This window comes from Rhodoferax sp. P2_H8_2 (genome assembly GCF_056403235.1).
Genome location: NZ_JBFUFW010000002.1, coordinates 438,322 through 458,276 on the forward strand (window position 1 = coordinate 438,322; position 19,955 = coordinate 458,276).

At 60.2% G+C, this 19,955-nt stretch carries 13 protein-coding genes; 6 read left to right on the forward strand and 7 right to left on the reverse strand.

All coding sequences use genetic code 11. The features are described 5' to 3' along the window. The first annotated feature begins 32 nt into the window (after window positions 1-32). Genes AC1DV6_RS05050 through AC1DV6_RS05060 form a run of 3 tightly spaced genes read left to right on the forward strand, consistent with a single transcriptional unit; the run spans window position 33 to window position 3,531 of the window. Window positions 33-1,271 (forward strand): glycosyltransferase family 9 protein, encoded by a 1,239-nt coding sequence (locus tag AC1DV6_RS05050; RefSeq protein ID WP_477975718.1) that lies wholly within the window; start codon window positions 33-35, stop codon window positions 1,269-1,271. Continuing rightward, on the forward strand, window positions 1,268-1,759 hold the full coding sequence (locus tag AC1DV6_RS05055) for a GtrA family protein (RefSeq protein ID WP_477975720.1): 492 nt from the start codon (window positions 1,268-1,270) through the stop codon (window positions 1,757-1,759). The genes AC1DV6_RS05050 and AC1DV6_RS05055 overlap by 4 nt, the downstream gene beginning before the upstream one ends. 5 nt (window positions 1,760-1,764) lie before the next feature. Continuing rightward, window positions 1,765-3,531: an ArnT family glycosyltransferase gene (locus AC1DV6_RS05060; protein WP_477975722.1), complete on the forward strand. Its 1,767-nt coding sequence runs from the start codon at window positions 1,765-1,767 to the stop codon at window positions 3,529-3,531. Window positions 3,532-3,549: 18 nt separating this feature from the next. Here the strand turns inward: AC1DV6_RS05060 and AC1DV6_RS05065 are convergent, their stop codons facing one another. Genes AC1DV6_RS05065 through AC1DV6_RS05080 form a run of 4 tightly spaced genes read right to left on the reverse strand, consistent with a single transcriptional unit; the run spans window position 3,550 to window position 9,666 of the window. Next, on the reverse strand, window positions 3,550-4,203 hold the full coding sequence (locus AC1DV6_RS05065; protein WP_477975724.1) for a hypothetical protein: 654 nt from the start codon (window positions 4,201-4,203) through the stop codon (window positions 3,550-3,552). Further along, the gene (locus AC1DV6_RS05070; protein ID WP_477975726.1) at window positions 4,200-5,363 is read right to left on the reverse strand and encodes an exo-alpha-sialidase; all 1,164 of its coding nucleotides are present in this window, start codon (window positions 5,361-5,363) and stop codon (window positions 4,200-4,202) included. The genes AC1DV6_RS05065 and AC1DV6_RS05070 overlap by 4 nt, the downstream gene beginning before the upstream one ends. Then, window positions 5,360-6,004: an FMN-binding negative transcriptional regulator gene (locus AC1DV6_RS05075; RefSeq protein ID WP_477975728.1), complete on the reverse strand. Its 645-nt coding sequence runs from the start codon at window positions 6,002-6,004 to the stop codon at window positions 5,360-5,362. The genes AC1DV6_RS05070 and AC1DV6_RS05075 overlap by 4 nt, the downstream gene beginning before the upstream one ends. An 11-nt stretch (window positions 6,005-6,015) precedes the next feature. Next, a complete protein-coding gene (locus tag AC1DV6_RS05080; RefSeq protein WP_477975730.1) occupies window positions 6,016-9,666 on the reverse strand; it encodes a DUF748 domain-containing protein in 3,651 nt (1,216 codons plus the stop codon). A 67-nt stretch (window positions 9,667-9,733) separates the two neighbouring features. On the opposite strand from AC1DV6_RS05080, the gene AC1DV6_RS05085 reads away from it, so the two are divergent. Next, window positions 9,734-11,407, forward strand: a complete 1,674-nt coding sequence (locus AC1DV6_RS05085) for an alkaline phosphatase family protein (RefSeq protein ID WP_477975731.1) — start codon at window positions 9,734-9,736, stop codon at window positions 11,405-11,407. 59 nt (window positions 11,408-11,466) lie between these two features. On the opposite strand, the gene AC1DV6_RS05090 is transcribed toward AC1DV6_RS05085, so the two are convergent. Both AC1DV6_RS05090 and AC1DV6_RS05095 read right to left on the reverse strand, forming a co-directional pair. Next, a complete protein-coding gene (locus tag AC1DV6_RS05090; protein WP_477975986.1) occupies window positions 11,467-13,527 on the reverse strand; it encodes a M13 family metallopeptidase in 2,061 nt (686 codons plus the stop codon). A gap of 146 nt (window positions 13,528-13,673) precedes the next feature. Then, entirely contained in the window at window positions 13,674-15,023 is a 1,350-nt protein-coding gene (locus tag AC1DV6_RS05095; protein ID WP_477975733.1) for a hypothetical protein, read from the reverse strand. Window positions 15,024-15,131: 108 nt separating this feature from the next. Between AC1DV6_RS05095 and AC1DV6_RS05100 the strand changes: the two genes are divergently transcribed. Both AC1DV6_RS05100 and AC1DV6_RS05105 read left to right on the forward strand, forming a co-directional pair. After that, entirely contained in the window at window positions 15,132-17,231 is a 2,100-nt protein-coding gene (locus tag AC1DV6_RS05100; protein ID WP_477975735.1) for a S46 family peptidase, read from the forward strand. Between the two features lie 130 nt (window positions 17,232-17,361). Continuing rightward, the gene (locus AC1DV6_RS05105) at window positions 17,362-17,715 is read left to right on the forward strand and encodes a hypothetical protein (protein ID WP_477975737.1); all 354 of its coding nucleotides are present in this window, start codon (window positions 17,362-17,364) and stop codon (window positions 17,713-17,715) included. On the opposite strand, the gene AC1DV6_RS05110 is transcribed toward AC1DV6_RS05105, so the two are convergent. After that, on the reverse strand, window positions 17,712-19,943 hold the full coding sequence (locus AC1DV6_RS05110; protein ID WP_477975739.1) for a S9 family peptidase: 2,232 nt from the start codon (window positions 19,941-19,943) through the stop codon (window positions 17,712-17,714). The genes AC1DV6_RS05105 and AC1DV6_RS05110 overlap by 4 nt on opposite strands. Between the last annotated feature and the right edge of the window lie 12 nt (window positions 19,944-19,955).

A 19,955-nucleotide genomic window follows, 5' to 3' on the forward strand; every position in this document is an offset into this window, starting at 1 on the left:
CGTGTGCTCTGACCCCAACTGATTAAAACCCCATGAAACTCCAGACACAACGCTTCATTGACCGCTGGGTCGGCCAGTTACTTTGTAGCGTCGTGTCTGCGTGGGTGCGATTCACCAGCCTTTTCGGAGCTCCAGCGCAGATCAAAAAGGACGCCAAAAACATCCTGGTCATCCTGCTGTCCGAAATGGGCAGCATCGTACTAGCGGGGCCCATGTTTGCAGAGATCCGCCGCAAGTACCCCAGCGCCAAGATTCACATCCTGCAACTGAAGAAGAACCAGGAAGTCTCCAAGCTGCTGCAGCTCACCGAACTGGAGAACATGCACAGCCTGGACGATAGTTCCGGTGGCAATCTGATTCGTGACATTTTGAAGATCAGCCTCGAGATGCGCAAGCTGGGTCTGGACGCGGTGATTGACTGCGAACTGTTTTCCCGCGTCAGCGCCCTGCTGTCGTTCTCAACCGGTGCATCGGTGCGCGTGGGCTTTACGCCGCACACACAAGAAGGTTTGTACCGCGGCAGCTTCATCAACCACAGTATTCCCTACAACCCCTACCAACACATCAGCAAACAGTTCCTCTCGCTGGTCGATGCGCTGGAGTCAGCGGGCAGCACGCCGCGTAACAAGGCGGCCGCCATTCGCGAACTGCCGCACGACACCGAGCTGTCGGTCGCATTCACGCCGGATGAACTGCACGCCTACCGCGAAAAGGTGCGCAGCGACCACCCCATCACGCAAGGGAAAAAACTGGTGTTGATGTACGCCGGCGGCGGCATCCTGCCGGAACGTGCCTGGCCCGCTACGCATTACGCCCGCGTTGCACAAGGCCTGTGCGCCAAGGGCTATGCCGTCGGTCTCATTGGACTGAAAGACGACGCTCAGTTGGCCAAGGATCTGATCACCCAAATTCAAAGCACCGCCTGCGTTGACCTGACCGGCTACACCAAGAGCATCCGCGAGCTGCTGATGTTGTTCCATGCGTCCGACCTTCTCATTACGAATGATGGTGGCCCAGGCCATTTCGCCACGCTGACGCCAATTCAGACCATGGTGTTCTTCGGCCCCGAAACCGGCAAGCTCTATGGCCCGCTGGGCTCACGCAACAAAGTGCTGGAAAGCGGCATCGCCTGCTCGCCCTGCCTGTCGGCCTATAACCACCGCCTGACATTCTGCGATGGCGATAACCAGTGCCTCAAGCGCATTGCACCCGACCCGGTGCTGGACCAGGCCCTGGCCTTCTTGCACGCTAACGCGGCCACTACGTTATGAACGCAGTGCAACGCCTGGTTCTGTGGGCTCTGGGCTTGATCGAACGCTACCGATATATCAAGTTCGGCATCGTCGGCGCCAGCGGTACCGTCGTCAATCTGGTGATGCTGCACATCGGTCACGAACACATCTTCAACGCGATTGAAGCGGGCTACAAGAAACCTTATCTGTCACTGGCGCTGGCCATTAGTGTGGCCACGCTGAACAACTTCACATGGAACCGGCTGTGGACCTGGTCGGACCGGGTGCGCACCATGGAGGCGGAGGAACATGTACCACTGCCCAGCTTGCGCCTGATTGGCAAGGAATTTGGCCAGTACGCCACTGCCTCGGCCTTTGGCAGTGCGCTGCAATACGTTTTGACGCTGCTGCTATCCAGCACGATGGACTATCGCCTGGCCAACTTGATCGCCATTGCAGCCGCCAGCGTCAGCAACTTCCTGGCCAACGACCGCTGGACTTTCAAGCGCCACAAGGACGAGGACTGAGTTTCATGGACGGCTCCGGCAAATTGCCGTCCTGGTTCTGGTGCCTGCTGCTAGCCTTCGCAGCCGCGCTGTACCTATTCGGCCTGGACAGCCCCTACGCTCCCACCAACGGCGATGAGATGGTCTATATCCATATCGCCCGGATGACGGCCGAGTCCGGTCACTGGTTGCCACTGCAATCCGAACTGATAGACACACGCAACACCAAGCCGCCGCTGCTGATCTGGCAAGCCATGGTTGCCGGTGACTGGGGGCAAAGCTGGAGCCTGTTCAACCTGCGCCTACCTAGCATCCTGTACACCTTCGCGACAACCGCCCTGATCGCCTTTTTCACGCGGCACATTTCCGGCAAATGGCGCACTGCCTGCTTGGCGGCGGTTCTGTATCTGCTGTACTTCTCCACCTTCCGCTACGGCCGCGCCTACCTAACCTCGGCACCCGAAACCTTCTGGCTGGCGTTGCCGATGTGGTGGGTGCTCTGGATGCGCCTGCGCCAGATGACGGACGCCACTGTGCAAATCTCTACGCCCGGTTGGTTCGTCTATACCTTGCTGGGCGTAGCGATGGGCCTGGGCGCAGCCTACAAGTCATTTGCCTTGCTGGCACCTACCGCTGCAGCCGTTTGGTGCGCGTTACTGCTGAGCTATCCCAATGAACCACGCTGGAGCTGGCGCCGCGCGTTCAACGCGACATCAGGCCTGGGCTGGAGCACGCTCGTTGGCCTGGCGATCTTTGCCTTGTGGTTTGTGCTGGACCCGGACCCTGCTGCGGTGTGGCAGGAATTTGTTGTCGCTGAAAACGCCGGCAAAATGTCCAACAGCCAGGGTTACTGGCACGCTGCTTTCTTTGGCGCGTATCCGATGTGGACGCAGCTGCTTGCCTATCCGGAAAACGCCGGGCTGCTGGCCCTGCCCGCGCTGGGCTTCTGCTGGTGGGCCGTATCCCAAGGCATTCGCCGCAAGGTCTACGCACAACTGTCGCCCGCGCACTGGACTCTGCTGGCCTGGCTTGCCGTGTGGCTGATCGTGTTCACGATCCCCAGTCAACGCTCCGCCCGCTACGTGATTCCAGCCATGCCCGCGCTGGCAATAGCGATGGCGCTGGTGTGGGAACGCATCGCCAAGGGTTGGTTCCTGGTAACGCTGCTGATTACCGCGCCCGTGCTGGTGCTGCTGGCGCGCATTGCCTGGGCAATGGGCGAAATGGGCATGGCAAGCCAGACAGAAGTTGCTATGACTTTAGTAGCTGCTTGCGCAGGTCTGGCGGGCGTTGTAGTCGGATTTTCTCGCATTTCCTGGGCACGCAACGCCACGTTGGTCGCTTGCCTTGCGGTCTATGGCACTTTTGGCCTGATGGTGGAACCCATCTCGCATACAGCCACAGACTACGCCCCTGACGTACATGCCGCGATGCAAGGTAAACGCATTGCGGTACCGAATGGTTTCACCGGCCAGTACGAGCGCTTCCACTTCGTACTGCATGGCGCGCGCATCACGCCGTATGACGCCGAAGGCAAGAACTCTGGCGGCCTGTACCCGGAGATGCCGCCCGTTGAACGACTGGCACGGCTGCTCAATGAGTTTGATGCAGTGGTGTGGTTGCAAGACACGCCTGCCGAGTTGCAACCTAGTTGCGTGCCGCAGTGCAAAGTGATTGGCCAGCGCTGGCATGTAAAGAGTCGTCACAAGGGCGGTGAGATCACGCTGGATAACCTCTGGTATCCGCAGCAGTGGTTGTTTCGGCGCGAATGGCTGATCGTCAGAACACCTTGATTTTTTGAACTCACCCAGTCACATCGATCTCTTGCGCTTCCAGATGTTGCGAATCACAAAACCATTCAGAAATAGCCACAGCCACGGATCCAGCACTGCGTCCCAGACGTTGCCACTCGGCCAGCGCGAGAGCAAGAAAAGGACGATTGCCGCAGGCAACACCCGCACCCATTCATTGCGCCAAGCCGTCGCGCCATGCAAGATGCCTGGAAGCAAACCCAGCAGCAGCAAAACACCGCTGGCCAGCGGGTGGAAACCCGCCGCATAGAGTTGTACTGGCAGCAAGGCCAGCGTATCTAGCAGTAGCAACCAACCCAGTGCTACGCCCGAAATCAGTACGGGCAACAGTTCAACAACCAGCGCTGCAGATGGCAAGGTCTCCTTGCGCAATTGCGCGCGCAGCAGGGTTGCGCAGATCAGCGCAGTGCACAAGCTGGGTGCCTGAAAGGCCAGCCCCAGCCAGTGGGCAGTCGAGAGCGCTCCGGGCAGAAAGCAGCTGCCAAAGGCCAAAACCGCCAATACTGCGTGCCCCGTGCGGCCCATACCAGTCCAGCGCCGCGCGGCCCACAACAGCAATGCGGCCAACACCAAACCCCAACCGAAATGCGTGGCCACGTATTGCACTGCCGGGTGCGGCAACAATGGCGTCGCGTTGAACCACTGCGCGTTCATGGTGTGCCCTTCGCAACGGCGGGCGTTAGCTTTTGCCACGCAATATCCTTGCGGTGGTCGGTGTAACTGACCCACAGCGCACCATCGGCCCAGGCCATGGATGGGTAGGAAAACTCGTCGCCTTTGACGCCGTCTTCCAGCGCCAGCAGCTTGCGCCATTGCGCGCCGTCGGCCGAGTAGCTTAAATCCAGCTTCTCGCGCGAAGCGGGCGCGCTGTTGTGCACCAGCAGTTGATCTTGCGCCGTCAGCGCCACGCCGGAGGCGGCCGAGTCCGGGTTGACCAGCGCGAGGTCTGGCACATCGGTCCAGGACTGTCCGCCGTCTTGTGTCTGTGCAGCCAGCACTTTGCCGTTCGGCCGCGTGTCGCGCATCAGCGCCAGCCAGCGCGTGGTGGATTGCGCGAGCAAGGTGGGTTGCAGCGCCCAGGTTCTTGCCGAGATGCGCTGCATGCCGACAAAGTTGCCATCGCTGTCGAAGCGCAGCGCAGTGGGGTACTTGATGCCCAGTTCAAAATACGCGGGTAACACCATTCCACCGTCGGCCAGCGGCAATGGCGCGTTGCGAACCAGGTAGCTGGTGTTCCAAAGCCATGACAGCGGCAACACGCGCTCGGGTTCGAATTCCAATTCTTTCAAGTCGCTGCCTGCGCTGCTTTGGCGCAAATGCAGAACACGCCCCGCAGCCCAACCGCCCCAGCCGGTGGCGACCACAAAGAGATGCATGCGGCCTTGGCCATCCAGCCATGCGACCGGGTTGCCCAAGCGGCGCAGGCCGAAGCCCAGTGCCTCGCCCATCGCATGGCGGTTCACCACAAAGCGCGCTGGCGTCCACTGTTGTGTCTTCCGGTCCCACTGCGCGGCGGCGATCTGCACATTGGGTGCGCTCTCGCGGTCTCCGGCAAACCAGAATGCGGTCAGTGCTGCGGTGTGGTCTTTGGGCATCGCCAGCAGATAGCTGGCATGTGCCGCACGGGCATCAGCAGGCATGGGGATATGCCCTTTGCCAACGGCTTGCCAGTTTTGCATACCCGATGGCTCTGCGTTGGTTGGCCACACGGCTTGTGCAACACCTGGCGCACTCTTGCGCAAGCCCGCGTCCAGCGCTGCTACCAATCCCGCCGCAACAACGGCCAGCAGCACGCGCTGCCAGTACAACTTCATCCGCGCGCTCCGACTGCGGCTGCCACCAACCCTGCCATCGCATCGCCATCTGCCGAACCTTCTGCACGCAAGTTCTGCAACAAGCTGGCCTGATTCACAGCAGGCTGGTTCTGGCTGACCTTCCATTTGCCGGACAAATCAACGATAGGAATCGAAATACCCACCAGCGCGCGGATCATCGTGTCGGTGTATTCACGCGGCGCGTCGTCCACTGCCCACGGCGCAGGTGCAGGCGCTTCCTGCTGCGTGACGAGGTCCATCAGCTGTGCGCGAATCCACGCCGGGTCTTGCTGCACTTGCAGTGGCCCGCGTGCATGCACCGTCACATAGTTCCACGTCGGCACCACCTTGCCATGTTCTGCCTTGGTGGCGTAGGCGCGCGGCGTGATGTATTTGTGCGGCCCCTGAAAGATCGCTAGTGCTGCGGTGTTCGCATCAAAGTCTTTCCATATCGGGTTGGCGCGAGCGACATGGCCGACCAGCGTACCCTGCCCTGTGCCATCGAAACGCAAATACAAAGGGATGTGGTTCGCCACCAAGCCGTCTGCAGTCAGCGTGACAAGCGTAGACAGCGGTTGCTGACGGATCAATCCGTGCAACACGTCAAGACGGGTTTCCTGAAAATGGCTGGGGTTGTACATGGTGGTTCCTGTCAACGGTGGGTCAGTGCCAGTTCGGCAACGGGCTGAAATGCTTTGTCCGGTGTTGCCGATTCTTCGACTTTGACGCTGCCCAAAAACAAACGCTCGGAGGGAAACTTATGCGCGGCGAGATAGTCCTTGACCACGACACCCCGCGCCTGCGCCAGCGCGCGCATCGCATCCGCGTCCACCGGCAGACTGGCGAGCAGCAGGTTTTCCATCTCGCGCGGCGCCAGCTCTTTGGCCAACCCCAGGATGTTGCGCGGCTTGTTGATTTCTGCGCGTCGGTACACCGCTTTGAGCAACGCTGGCGCCTCTTCGTCGGTCACGGTCGAGATCGCTGCTGCGTCCTGCGCCTGGCGCCTGCGCTTTTCGGCAATCAGCAGGCCCTTGAGTCTTTCGCGTTTGAGTGCTTCGCGCTCAGCTTCCAGGTGCGCCGTGCCTGTCACTGTGAGCGACAGCGCCGCCTTGCCGCTCACCGTCTGAATGACCTTGTCCAGCGCTTGTACGGCCTGCGCATCCAGCGCGCTGCTGCCCGGCGCAAATGCAATGCGTCCACCACTCTCGTTGGCATCGCCCGACCCACCGCCCAACAAACTGAACGGCGAGGTCAGCGCCTTCGCGATCACATTGGTAATGACCTTCCAGATGACCGGCCCCACGCTGAACTGTGGATCGTTCAGCGAACCGCTGATTGGCAGATCCAGGTCGATCATTCCGTTGTCATCGGCCAGCAGCGCCGTCACCAGTTTCACTGGCAGGCTATTGGGCGCTCCGTTGACGGCCTCACCAAACGCCAACTGGTTGAGCACCACCTTGTTGCTGGCAGTGAGCTGGCCGTCGCGCTCCACCTTGTAGTGCGCGGTCACGCTCATCTTGCCGCGGTCGATGCCGTAGCCCGCGTATTTGATCGCATAGGGAGACAGCGGCGGCAGTTCCAGATCGCGCACCTTGCCTTCAATATCCAGCATCAGCGGCTTGGCCAGCGGATTGATCTGCCCGGTGATCTCCAGCGCCGCAGTGCCCTCGGCCCGACCACGCAGCTCCAGGTCCGCCAGCTTGGGCTCCGCGCCTGGCGCCTGCGTTGCAAACGCGCCCAGCTTGCCGGTCAACTCGCTCAGGTCTGCGCTGTAGTTGGGCTTGATGAAGCGGTCTGAAAACAGCACCTTGCCTTGCACCAGCGTCATCGGCCCCACGGTGATCTGCGCCGGTGGTCCGGCAGGCTCAGCGGCAGTGCCCGCAGGTGCTGGCTTCACCAGATCCTGCAAATTGATGCGTCCATCCGGTGCCACGGCGATGCGTGCAAAAAAGTCGGTCAGCGCAGCTTCGCGTACCTGCAGCCGCATCGGTTTGCCGGGCGCAATAGAAAGTGCGATGCCGGGCACGTTGAGCGCCTTCCAGCTCAACAGCTCTTCGCCCAGTGCCAGCGTATCGCCCTCCTTCGCGGCTACTGCGTTGTTGGCGCGGAACTCTTCCAGCGCGCCATCGGCCCGCAGGCTCACCTCAGCGCCGGCGGGCGTGTCGGCGTAACGCAGCCGCCCGCGCAGGCTCACATCGGCGCGCAAGATGTCCAGATTCAAGCGGTCGGCAAAGTACGGCACCAGCGCGTGAGCCGGCACGTCGGTGGCATCTAGCTCACCCCGCAGCTGAAGAGGCGCCCACGCTGCCATGCCTTTGAACTTGAGGCTGCCCGTCTCGGTCTGCCCGGAGCGCAAACGCGCGGCCAGCGTCAGTTGCGCGGGCTCTTTGCCCGCGACATCCAACGCGCCTGTCTGCACACTCAGCCCAGACACTTCCATGCGCACCGGCTTGCCCTTGCTGCGATCCGAGAAGGCCACGACACCGTCGCTGACGACCAGACTCTCCAGTTGCACGCGCCACGGGGTCTGCGTAGCGGAGGCCTCTCCATCGTTTGCCTTCTGCGCTTTCATCCAGGCCTGAACCATCCAGCGCCCGTCTTCACTCCTGCGCACACCAGTGCTGGGCGCACGCAATATGACTTTGCCTAACGCTGCAGAGCGGGCCGCTAGATCGACCGTGGCACCCTGCAACTCCAGCGACTGGATGCGCGGCATGTCGCTGGACGACGGGCCGCTGCGTGCCGGGGCACCGGCGACAGCGGGCGTATTCATGCCGACAAGCGCTGCGTCCGTCAGCGTTAGCTTGGAGATCGCGATCTGTACTTTGTCGCCCTGCCAGCGCACATCCAGCTCCGTATCCAGCGTGCCGCGCAGCTTGGGCACCAAATATTCGCTGACCCAAGGCTCAGCCAGCACCAGCGCACCATCGTTGAGCTGCAGATGCGTCGCCCCGCCTTCCGCCGTGGCGTCTCCCTGCAATTGCAGACGGGATGCCTTGCCTTTGGTTGGCGCGTTGGCAGACGCTTTGAAGGCAAGGGGTTTGTCGGACAAAGGCCACTGCAGTGCGCTGGCTTGCACATCCACATCTGCCAGCGCCACGAGAGCGGCAGGCTTGAAGTTTTCGTCGCTGTAGCGCAGTTGCCCGCGCTGGATGCGCAGCGCATGCAGGGTCAGCTTCCAGTCTTCGCTCTTCGCTGGAGATTTAGCATCATTTAGGCCTGCAGCCCTCGCAGAATGTGCGTAAGAAGCTCCTGATTTAGTAGCATCTTCGGAGACCGGAACATCCAGCAACTCCACCTTCAGGCGCCCCGCACGCTTGCGCACCCATTGCAATGCGGGCGCTTCCAGCGTGAGAGAGGCCAGCGTTGCTACGCGCTCCAACGGGCGCACGTCGTCCAGCTCGGCAGTAACGGCATTGCTTCGCAATACCTCGTCGCCCGCTGCATCCTTCAGAACCAGTCCACTGGCACCAAGATGGCCAGAGACCTTGACCGAAGCCTTGGGCGCATCAGAAAACGCAATGCGCAAATCCGCATCCAGCACACCCGTACTGGGGCGTATCGCCAGATCGGCAGGCACATAAGGCAACCACGGTGCAAGATCAAGGCGCGGCACTTTCAGGCGCGCTTCCATCGCATGAGAGGTGTCAAACGGCGTACCCTGCATCGCTGTGTCAAAGCTGCTGCCGTTGAGCTCAAACGCCAGATGCGGCTGGATCTGCGCGGTGCGCCGGTAATCCAGATTGCTCAGGAACGGAATACTCACTTCGAGCTTATTCAGCTTATGCGTCTGTGTCCCGGATGGCAGGGAATCGGTGAAGTCCGCCGATCCGTTGTGCACCTGGACGTTGTACAGCGCAAATTGCAGGGGCTTAGAAGCGGACGTTGCCGAGGGCTTGCTCAAGCGCTGGAGCACGTCGTCAATGTCGTAATGACCCTGGCCGGTGTGGGCGAGGTTCAGGTGCGGAATATCCAGCACCAGACTGTCCAGCACGGGCGCCATGCGCAGCAGCGACTCCAGCTCCAGATTGGCCTCCAGGCGCGCCAGCGTGAACTGCCAGCCGCGGCCTTCCGCCGCACCGATCTTCAAATCGTTGAGGGTCAACCGCAAGGACCAGGGCTGAAAGCCCACCTCGCCCACCGACACGGTACGCCCCAGTGCGGCTGTGCCCTGTCGCTCGATTTCGCGCTTGACCAGCGGCGGCACCAGCATCGCCAACAGCACCCACACCAGCAACAGGCCGCCGACGCCCCAGCGCAGACGTGTCATCCAGGAGGTGGGAGGTGCAGTTTCAAAAGGCATGGCCGATTATTAGGGAAAACATGCCGGAAACGCCCGAGCTTCACACAGCTTGCCTACACTGTGCGCCATGAATTCCCTCTACATGTTCAAACGACTGCTTTCCTGTGCCGCCATCGCCGCTGTGCTGAGTGCGGGGCCCGCGGGCTGCGCGACCCAGCCACCGACCAATCCGCCCGCGCCCAAACTGCTGGTCTTCCTGGCTATTGATGGCCTGCCCATGCGCCAGGTCTTGGGCTACCGCGACCAGTTGGCGCCCGATGGCTTTAACCGTTTTCTGCAGCGCGGCGTCACCTTCAACAATGCTTTTTACGGCCACGGTTACCCGGTCACCGCACCGGGCCATGCCACCATGCTCAGCGGCGCCTACCCGCACCGCAGCGGCATCATCAGCAACGAATGGCGCGACCCCGTTACCGGCGCGTACCTGTACTGCACGCAAGACGATGCCCATACCTATATCGGCAACATCACTGTACCGATGTCCGGCACCAGCCCCAAGAACTTGATGGTGGAGACCGTAGGCGATGTATTGCGCCGCGGCACACCGGAATCCAGAGTGATTGCCATCTCCAGCAAGGACCGCGGCGCCATCCTGCCTGCGGGCCATGCGGGCACGGCCTATATGTACATGGATGAAACCGGCATTTATGCCTCCAGCACCTACTACATGAAGGCGCATCCACAATGGGTGAACACCTTCAACGCGGCCAAGCCTGCCGACGCCTATTTCAAGAAAACCTGGGCGCCGCTGTTGCCAGAGTCGGCCTACCAGCGCTCCGTACCCGACGGCCAAGCCTGGCAGCGCGTGGATGGCAATCCAAACCGTTTGCCTGTCGTCATCGGGGAAGGCAGTGACGCACCTGGGCCACGCTTTTACGTCAACCTGATCGCCACGCCCTTCAGTGATGAACTGTCGCTGGCATTCGCACGCGCCGCCATCGAAGGCGAGTCACTGGGCATGGGCCCGCAAACCGATATTCTCGCGGTCAGCCTGTCCGGCCACGACTATGTGAACCACGCGTTCGGCCCGGAATCACGCCTGTCACACGACCACTTTCTGCACCTGGACCGCGCGCTGCAAAGCTTCTTCGCTGACCTGGATCAGCGCATCGGCAAGAACAACTACGTCGTGGCGCTGACCGCCGACCACGGCTTTCTGGATACGCCCGAATGGGCGCAATCGCAGGGGCGCAATGCTGGGCGGCTGAACGCAGCGCAAGCCGTGGCCCGCGTGAACGCCGGGCTATCCGAGAAATTTGGTGAGGCCAAATGGGCGTTTGGGTTTTCTGCAGGCGGAGTGCTGCTCGACAACAAAGTGATCGAAGCCAAAGGTTTGAACAGTGCTGTCGTTGAGGATGAAGCGAAATCCATCCTGCTCGGGATCACCGGCGTGCTGGACGTTTTCACGCGCGCGCAACTCTCGGGCACAGAGCCGACTACCAACCGTTTCCTGGCCGCAGCACGCAACTCCTGGTACGCCGACCGTTCGGCACAGTTGTTCATCGTGCTGGAGCCGGGCTGGATGGTGGGCACGCGAAAGGCCGGAACAACCCACGACGCACCGCACCCCGCCAACACCCATGTGCCCATCCTGCTCTACGGTCCGCGTTGGGTGGGCTCTGGCCAAGTGCAAGAGCGCGTCGAAGTGGTGGACATTGCGCCCACGCTATCGCGCATTTTGAAGATCGCAGCGCCAGCGCAATCCGAGGGCAAGCTGCTGCCTTTGCCAGCAGCTCGGTAGTCGCTCATGAGGCCGACGGTCAGCCCTTGCTGATTCGTCGTGGCCCCACTATCCAGTAGTTACCAAATAGAAACGCGTTTCTCGGGCGGCAAGTACATCTTGTCGCCCTCTTTCACGCCAAAGGTTTCGTAGAACGGCGTGAAGTTGCGCAGCGAGCCGTTGGCGCGGAATTCGCCAGGGGAATGCGGATCCGTCTTCAGGTGCTCGATCTGCAACTGCTCACGCGTCTTGGAGCGCCAGATCTGGCCAAAGCCCAAGAAGAAACGCTGCTCGCCGGTCAGGCCATCGATCACTGGCGCTGGCTTGCCTTTCAGCGACAGCTTCCAGGCCTTGTAAGCCACGGCCAAGCCGGAGTTGTCGGCAATGTTTTCGCCCAGTGTCAGCTCGCCGTTGACGGTGTAGCCAGCGATAGGGCTGAAGCCGTTGTACTGCGCGATCAGCATCTTGGTCTTTGCTTCAAACTTGGCGTGGTCGTCCTTGGTCCACCAGTCGCGCAGGTTGCCCTTTTCGTCGTACTGCGCGCCCTGGTCGTCAAAACCGTGGCTGATTTCGTGGCCAATCACCGCGCCAATGCCGCCGTAGTTGACTGCATCATCCGCTGCGGCATTGAAGAACGGTGGCTGCAGAATCGCGGCCGGGAACACGATTTCGTTTTTCTCGGGGTCGTAGTACGCGTTGACCGTTTGCGGCGTCATGTCCCATTCGGCGCGGTTGATAGGACCGCCCAGCTTGGCCAGCTTCAGCTCGGTGTTGAACTGCTTGGCGCGCTGCACATTGCCCAATGCATCGCCCTTGACGATATGCAACTTGGCGTAGTCGTTCCACTTGGACGGGTAGCCGATCTTGGTTTCGAAGGTGGCTAGTTTGCGCTGCGCCTCGGCCTTGGTGGCCGGGCTCATCCAGTCCAGCGTGTTAATGCCTTGCTTGAAAGCCAGCAGCAGGTTCTTCACCAGCTTTTCCATGCTGGCCTTGTCTTTGGCGGGGAAATACTGGGCTACATACAACTTGCCCAAGCTCTCGCCCATCACCGCGTCAAGCATGCGCACGCCGAGCTTCCAGCGGTCTTCCTGCACCTTGGCGCCGCGCAATGTGGCCCCGTTGAAGGCAAAGCTTTCGTCAACGAAAGGCTGCGACAGTTGACGTGCGCTGCTGCGCAACAGGTGCCATTTGAAATAGGTCTTCCAGACATCCAGCGGCGTGGTCTGCAGCTGTTGGTTCAACGCCGTCAGGTAGCTCGGTTGCGCGACGATCACGTACTTGATCTTGCCGCTGACACCCAGTGCATTGAAGTAGCCGGCCCAGTTGTAACCCGGTGTCAGTGCATCGAGCTTGTTGATGGCAATCTTGTTATACGCCTTGACGGGGTCGCGCAACTCAACCTTGCTCCATTGGGCTTTGGCCAGTGCTGTTTCCAGTGCCAGCACATCGGCAGCATGCTTGGCCGCATCCTTGTCGCCGGACAGCGCCAGCATTTTTTCTACGTGCGCCAGATACTTGTCGCGCACGCTCTTGAGCTTGGCGTCGGTGTCGTTCAGGTAATAGTCACGGTCAGGCATACCCAGGCCACCCTGGCCCAGATCCAGCACGTACTTGGTGGCGTCCTTGTTGTCCTGGTGCACAGTGATGTCGTAAGGCGCGGTGTCGAGGATCTTGTTGTCGCCGCGCGCAAAGTCGCTGATCTTGTTGAACCAGGCGATCAGCGCCGGGATCTGTTTGACATCGGTCAATGCATCGATCCGGGCAAAGTCGGCCTGCAAGGGCTTGAAGCCCAACGCGTCGATCGTGGCTGTGTCCATGTAGCTGGCGTAGGCGTCGGCAATCTTTTGCGCGTCGGTGCCGGGCTTGTTCTCGGTCTTGGACAGACCATCAATGATGGTCTTCAGGCGAGGCAGCACCGCCTGACGCAACTCCATGAAAGAACCCAGCCTGGACTGGTCTCCCGGGAACTCCGTGTTCTTCAGCCAGGTTCCGTTGACATGGCCAAAGAAGTCGTCTTGCGGACGAATCGCAGCGTCGCTGTATTGCGGATTCAGGCCGGACTGCAGCGCGCTGGCCGCAGCCTGGGTGGCTGCCGGTTCGGCGCCAAAAACATGGGTGGTGCTGGTGGCACCGGCAATCATGAGCGCGATGGCGCCGAGAACGTGGGCTTTCACTGAATGGGGTCTCCTGGAGGTGAAACGCGGGCAGATTTGCCCGGCCAGAAGCGTAACCGATACAGTAATGCCCGCTCAGTCAATAGCAACCTTGCTACTGACTTGCCAGTCCATTAGCGACCGAACAATCCCTTCAACAAATTCACAGCGCCCGGGACGCTGTTCAAGGGGTTCTTGTCGGCCGGATCTTTCGGCGCTTCCTTGTTTTGTTCGTCCTGCGGCATGTTTTGCGATGTGTCGCGGCTCGGCATGATGTCCTGACCGAGCATGGCCATAGTCTGTGACTTCACACGCAGGCGCACCGACCACTCCTGGTCCCACGGAATCTTCACATCGGTGGGGCGCGGTGGATGCACAAAGCCATGTTCGCCGCCATACGCCACCATTCGCAGGAAGGCGCCGCCACCATCGCGCCCCTTGCTGCGCACCGTATCGGCTTTTGCATCAAAAATGCCTTGTGGCACCGCGCATTTGTTGACGCTGGATGCCAGCAGCACTTTGTCCTTGACCCACTTGTCTATGTTGGCGTTGGACAGGTAATCAAACAATCCGAAACCAGAGTCCGGCTGCTCGCTGCTGGACCAGAAAATCATGTCCTCTCCCTGCACCGCCATGGCGTTCAGGAAGTAGCCTTTGGCATTGGTCACCGCAGCCCACTCCAGCGCGATGCTGTCTTTCAGTCCGCCATGGCTTTGTAGCTCGATCGGCGGCATCACATCCTGCGCCGCATTCAGCGTGAACTTGAACGACTCAGGAACGCCATCGCCAACAATCTGGTGCTCACCTACTAGCGACGCGCCCTTGGGCAATCCGCGCTTGTCGCGCTCATTCGGGAATACGTCGTAACCGGGTTTGACTTTGGCGCCGCGGTCCGGCGCATAGCGGCCACTGAACGCATTGCCGAAAGCCTGCATCGAGTCTGCTGTGAGCTTGCTCAAATCCAGAATACGCGGCTGACCGGAACGCACGTTCGTGCCGCAACCCCAGTAAAACAGCAATCGCCCTTTGGGTGGCTCGTAGTCGTAAGTGCCGGTACTGCCAGGCTTGCCTGGCTCCGCCACGCGTTCGGGATCGACGGCTAGCAGTGGCAGTTTGTCGCCCATCTTCATGCCCGCAGGAATCCGCTGCGCAGCCTCGGTGTTGGGCTTCAAGCCATTCCACAAGGCCACGTCCACGATACGCGGCGGCATGATGTGGAAGGTGCGCGCCATGCCGTAATACTCTTTACCAGTGCTCTTGGCGTCGGACGACTTGCCCATCGCGCCCATCAGTCCGCCCATCAAATTCCCCATACCCGGGATTTCGATTTCCGGCATGCCCGCCATGCCACCGGTGGATACGTCCATCCACAAGATGGTTTTGGGTGGATTGACGACTTGCGGTTTGGTTTGTGCATGCGCATTACTGACCAGCAAGGCAGTAGCAAAACAAATGGGGGTGAGAGCAATTTTCGCGAACGCCATGGTGACTCCTGAATGTGCCCAAAACTATAGAGCAAGGGGCTGATGCAGGCAAGCCAGCATCACGCAACATCGCTACACTGGCCGCTTTTCCATACAAGGGGCAGACCTATGCGTCGCAGTTTGGCTATTTTCTTGGCGGGGCTGTTGTCCCTCAATGTGGGGGTTGCACTTGCCGACGAAGGCATGTGGACCTACAACCAGTTTCCTGCCGCCAAAGTAGGCGCGGCCTACGGCTTTGCGCCTGGTGCCGACTGGCTCAAGCAGTTGCAATTGGCCAGCGTGCGCATTGCCGGTGGCTGCTCGGCCTCTGTCGTGTCACCGGACGGCCTGGTGATGACCAACCACCACTGCGCGCGCGATTGCATCCAGAACCTGTCTGGCATGCGCAAGAAGGACTTCAACAAAGATGGCTTTCTCGCCCGCAAGATGGAGGAAGAGCCCCATTGCCCCGGCATGGAGATGAACCAACTCACGGCCATCACCGATGTGACGCAAGTGGTGCAGGACGCGACTAAAAATGCACCCACCGAAAAGTTCGACGAAGTGCAGAAAGCGACGATTGCAGGCATCGAAAAAGAATGCGCAACCGGCAAGGAGTGGCGCTGTGACGTGGTCACGCTGTTTCGCGGCGGCCAGTACAACCTGTACAAATACCGTCGCCTCCAGGACATCCGCCTGGTGTTCGCACCAGAAGACGCCATCGCCTTCTTTGGTGGTGACCCAGACAACTTCATGTTTCCGCGTTACGACCTGGATGTCAGCTTCCTGCGCATCTACGGTGCAGACGGCAAGCCCTGGAAGACGACCAACTACCTGCCCTTCGCAAAGACCGGCATCAAGGATGGCGAGCTGACTTTTGTCTCCGGCAACCCCGGCGGCACCAGCCGTGGCATGACCATTGCGCAAATGGAAGACCAGCGTGACCACGGTCTGCCCGTCACGCTGATGCGCCTGTCGCAACAACGCGGCTGGATCACGGAATACCAGAAGCGTGGCAAGGAGCAACTGCGCCACTCCAACGACGACTTGTTTGGCGTGGAGAACAGCCTGAAAGCACGCAGAGGTCAGCACGAAGCGTTGGGTGACGCCGCATTCTTTGGCCAACTGCAGAAGAATGAACGCGATTTCCGATCCAAGGTGGTAGCAAACCCCGCACTGTTTAACGAGTACGGCGACGTCTGGGACAACATTGCTGCACTGACCAAAAAACGCAACGAAATGCGCAAGACCGCCAACGCGCTGGGCAGCAATTTCGGCAGCAGGCTGGTGAGCATTGCCCGCAACATCGTGCGCCATGCCGATGAAAAGACCAAACCCAACGCAGACCGTTTGCGCGAATTCGCCGATGCGCGCATGCCCCAAATGGAGCAAGGCGTGTTGTCCGACGCGCCGATCTACAAGGAATTTGAAATCGCCCATTTGAAGCACGGCCTGACCGGCTTCCGCGAAGACCTGAGCGCAGACCACCCGCTGGTCAAGAGGCTGTTGGGCAACAAGAGTCCGGAGCAGGTCGCCAATGAATTGGTCAAGGGCACGCGCCTGCAAGAGCTGAAGATGAACGCCAAGGGCGAGCCCGTGGGAGGCCTGCGCAAGACGCTGTGGGATGCGGACAGCAAAACCATTGCGGCATCCAAAGACCCGCTGATCAAATTTGTCGCGTCTTACGATGCCGAAGTGCGTGCGATCCGCAAGAAATTTGAAGAAGAGGTGCAAGGCCCGTTGAAGAAGCAGGAAGAGCGCCTGGCCAAGGCCCGCTTTGCGGTCTACGGCACCGAGAACCCTCCGGACGCCACCTTCACACTGCGCTTGTCGTATGGTCGCGTCGTGGGCTGGAGTGAGAATGGCACACCGGTCACGCCCTTCACCGAGATCGGCGGCGCCTACACCCGCCACACCGGCGCAGAGCCGTTCGCCCTGCCTAAAAGCTGGCTGGCGGCCAAGAACAAGGTCAACCTGAAGACCCCGTTCAACTTCGTCACCAACAACGACATCATCGGCGGCAACTCCGGCTCGCCGATGGTCAACAAGAATGGGGAAGTGGTGGGCCTGGTGTTCGACGGCAACATCCACTCACTGGGCGGTGAGTTTGGCTTTGACGAGAAGCTCAACCGAACCGTGGCCGTGCATTCACAGGCACTGCTGGAAGCGCTGGACAACGTCTACTCGGCAAAGCGTATCGCCGCCGAGATTCGAGCCGGGCAGAAATAGGCTTTACGGCGGATACAAAAAGGGCGCTTCGGGCGCCCTTTTTTTATGTCGATCCAGAAATCGATACAAGTTTGGACTTGTGTTCGCCATGGCACAGAACCGGGCAGCATGGATATCTAGTCTGTGAACCATGCTCAAGACTCTGTCCCGATTTACATCCAGCTTTGTGTCGCTACTCTCCGACCCGGCAACGGAAGTGGATGCGGACGGGCGCATTGAAGACATTCGCGCCGCAATGATGTATCAGCTTACGTTGATCGATGACTCCAGCGATTGCAGCTACGTCTGGTCTTGCGTCGTACGTGCAAGCGACGTTCAAGCCCTGTGGTACTTGCGCTGTGATCTGGTCAGTGCTCTGGCGGACAGCGTCGGCGAACCCGCTGCCAGAGAAAAGGTTGAGCCGATCACCGAAATGTTTCGCGGCCTGGTGCCCAGGCAATATATGAAGAGCCTGGGGACAAGTCCAAAACACAGGTCGAGTTAGCGCTGCTCGTCAATGCCCGATTGCTGCGCCTTCAAATGCCGATCAAAGAAATTGGCAATCGCTCGAAACACATGCTTCTGGCTGGCTGGGCCGGACAGACCGTGCTTGCCGCCAGGGTAGGTCATCAGATCGAACTGGATACCCTTCTTTTGCATCGCATCCATCAACCGGGTGGAGTTGGTGAAAAGCACGTTGTCGTCGGCCATACCGTGGATCAGCAACAGCGGTGAGCGCAGGCCATCCAGTTGGGCGAACACGCCGCTCTGCGCATAGCCCTCCGCGTTGTCCTTCGGGCTGCCAAGGAACTGCTCGGTGTAATGCGTGTCGTACAGCGCCCAGTCAGTCACCGGCGCCACGGCGACGCCTGCGGCGATGCGGTCTGACGCGGCGGCCAGCAGGCGCACTGTCATGAAGCCGCCGTAGCTCCAGCCGAATACGCCAATGTGTTTGGCATCTACAAAGCTCTGGCTGCGCAGCCAGTCGATACCCGTCAATTGGTCTTGCACTTCATTGCGACCCAGGTTGCCATAGATCACATCGGTGAACACGCGCTCACGCCGTGCAGAGCCTCGGTTGTCCAGCGAGAAGACGACATAGCCTTGCTGCGCCATGTATTGCTCGAACAGGCTGCCCCATTTACGCCCCACCACTTGCGAACCTGGGCCGCCATAGGTGGACAGGAATACCGGATAGCGCTTGGTGGCATCGAAGTTCAGCGGCTTGCGCAATTCGTAATACAGGGTCTGGCCGTCAGCCGCCTTCAATGTGCCGTATTCGGTTTTGACGTGGCTGCTGAGGTAAGGGTAGTACGGATGTTGTGGCGTCAGCGCGTTCGCCTCGATCCATGCAACGCGTGCGCCATCGGGCTTGTAGATGCCTATTTGGGGCGGCGTGTCAGGATCGGAGAAGGTGTCGATAAAACTTTGACCCGCTTCGGAAAACTTGGCTTCATGCCAGCCATCGCCTTGCGTGATGCGTTGCGGCGCATTGGCATTGCTGCCATCCAGGCGCAACGCGTAGACCTGCTTGTCGATCACCGCATCGCGGTTGGAAGACACATAAGCCAGGCCCGCTTTTTCATCCACCGCCAGCAAGCGGTCAATGCCCCACTCGCCCGAGGAGATCGGGTGCACAACCTTGCCGTCCAGCCCCACCAGATACAAGTGCTTGCGCCCGCTGCGCTCGGAAGTCCAGATGAACGCCTTCTGTGTCTTTAGGAAATGCGGTTCGTCCAGCACGCTGACCCAAGTCTTGGCCTGCTCGTCCACCACCACGCGCGGGTGCAGCGTATCCACTGCCGCAGCACGCAGTTGCAGCTGCTTCTGGTTGCGCGCCTGAACCTGGAAGAACACCTGCTTGCTATCGGCGCTCCAGTCGGCGCGCACCAGGTAGATGTCTTGCTCCGTGCCCAGCGATACGGAGCGGACGGCACCGGTTGCGGGCGATACCACGGCCAGTGAAACGTGCACATTGGGCTGGCCCGCTGCGGGGTAGCGCTGTTCCGTTACGTTGGTGCGGTCGGCCTGCACTTCAAAGCGCTTTTGAATCGCCACCGGACTCTCATCAAATTTCTTGAATGCGATGGCGGAGTCGTCGGGCGCCCACCAGTAGCCGCTGCGTTGGTCCATCTCTTCCTGCGCCACAAACTCGGCCTCGGCGTTGTGGATGGTGCCCTTGCCGTCCCGCGTCAAACGCTTTTCCTTGCCCGTCTTTAAATCCACCACACACAGGTTTTGATCGCGCACAAACGAGACATAGCGGCCCTTGGGCGAAATCTTGGGGTCCAGTAGATCGCCACTTGCCACCTTGCGCGGTTTGTCCGGGGTATCCACGTCGATCAGATACAGGCTGCCCCCCAACGGAATCAGCATCTGCTTGCCATCGGGTGACCAGCTGTAGCTGGCAATGCCCTTGAAGCTGGCGGTGCGCGCCCGCTCACGACGTGCGCGCTCGGCTTCCGACAGATTCTCTTGCGGGGCCAGCAACGTGGAGTTCACCAAACGCCGTGTGGCCTGGTCCTTCAGGTTGAACTCCCACAGGTCGAGCTGAAACTGGTTGTCGGGCCGCCCTTTCAGAAACGTGACACGTGCACCATCCGGCGCAATCTGCAGGCCACGCACGCGCGGCCCGGACAGTGCCGGGTCTGAGTTGATGCGATCAATGGTGAGACGTTCAGCCCAAACGGGTACAGCAGCAATAACGAGCAATGAAAGAAGAAAGCGACGCATGATTGAAATGGG

What these genes read in the sequence shown, in the direction of transcription:
- AC1DV6_RS05050 (WP_477975718.1), top strand. Translation starts at nt 33, where the DNA reads ATGAAACTCCAGACACAACGCTTCATTGACCGCTGGGTCGGCCAGTTA.
- AC1DV6_RS05055 (WP_477975720.1), top strand. Translation starts at nt 1,268, where the DNA reads ATGAACGCAGTGCAACGCCTGGTTCTGTGGGCTCTGGGCTTGATCGAA.
- AC1DV6_RS05060 (WP_477975722.1), top strand. Translation starts at nt 1,765, where the DNA reads ATGGACGGCTCCGGCAAATTGCCGTCCTGGTTCTGGTGCCTGCTGCTA.
- AC1DV6_RS05065 (WP_477975724.1), bottom strand. Translation starts at nt 4,203, where the DNA reads ATGAACGCGCAGTGGTTCAACGCGACGCCATTGTTGCCGCACCCGGCA.
- AC1DV6_RS05070 (WP_477975726.1), bottom strand. Translation starts at nt 5,363, where the DNA reads ATGAAGTTGTACTGGCAGCGCGTGCTGCTGGCCGTTGTTGCGGCGGGA.
- AC1DV6_RS05075 (WP_477975728.1), bottom strand. Translation starts at nt 6,004, where the DNA reads ATGTACAACCCCAGCCATTTTCAGGAAACCCGTCTTGACGTGTTGCAC.
- AC1DV6_RS05080 (WP_477975730.1), bottom strand. Translation starts at nt 9,666, where the DNA reads ATGCCTTTTGAAACTGCACCTCCCACCTCCTGGATGACACGTCTGCGC.
- AC1DV6_RS05085 (WP_477975731.1), top strand. Translation starts at nt 9,734, where the DNA reads ATGAATTCCCTCTACATGTTCAAACGACTGCTTTCCTGTGCCGCCATC.
- AC1DV6_RS05090 (WP_477975986.1), bottom strand. Translation starts at nt 13,527, where the DNA reads ATGATTGCCGGTGCCACCAGCACCACCCATGTTTTTGGCGCCGAACCG.
- AC1DV6_RS05095 (WP_477975733.1), bottom strand. Translation starts at nt 15,023, where the DNA reads ATGGCGTTCGCGAAAATTGCTCTCACCCCCATTTGTTTTGCTACTGCC.
- AC1DV6_RS05100 (WP_477975735.1), top strand. Translation starts at nt 15,132, where the DNA reads ATGCGTCGCAGTTTGGCTATTTTCTTGGCGGGGCTGTTGTCCCTCAAT.
- AC1DV6_RS05105 (WP_477975737.1), top strand. Translation starts at nt 17,362, where the DNA reads ATGCTCAAGACTCTGTCCCGATTTACATCCAGCTTTGTGTCGCTACTC.
- AC1DV6_RS05110 (WP_477975739.1), bottom strand. Translation starts at nt 19,943, where the DNA reads ATGCGTCGCTTTCTTCTTTCATTGCTCGTTATTGCTGCTGTACCCGTT.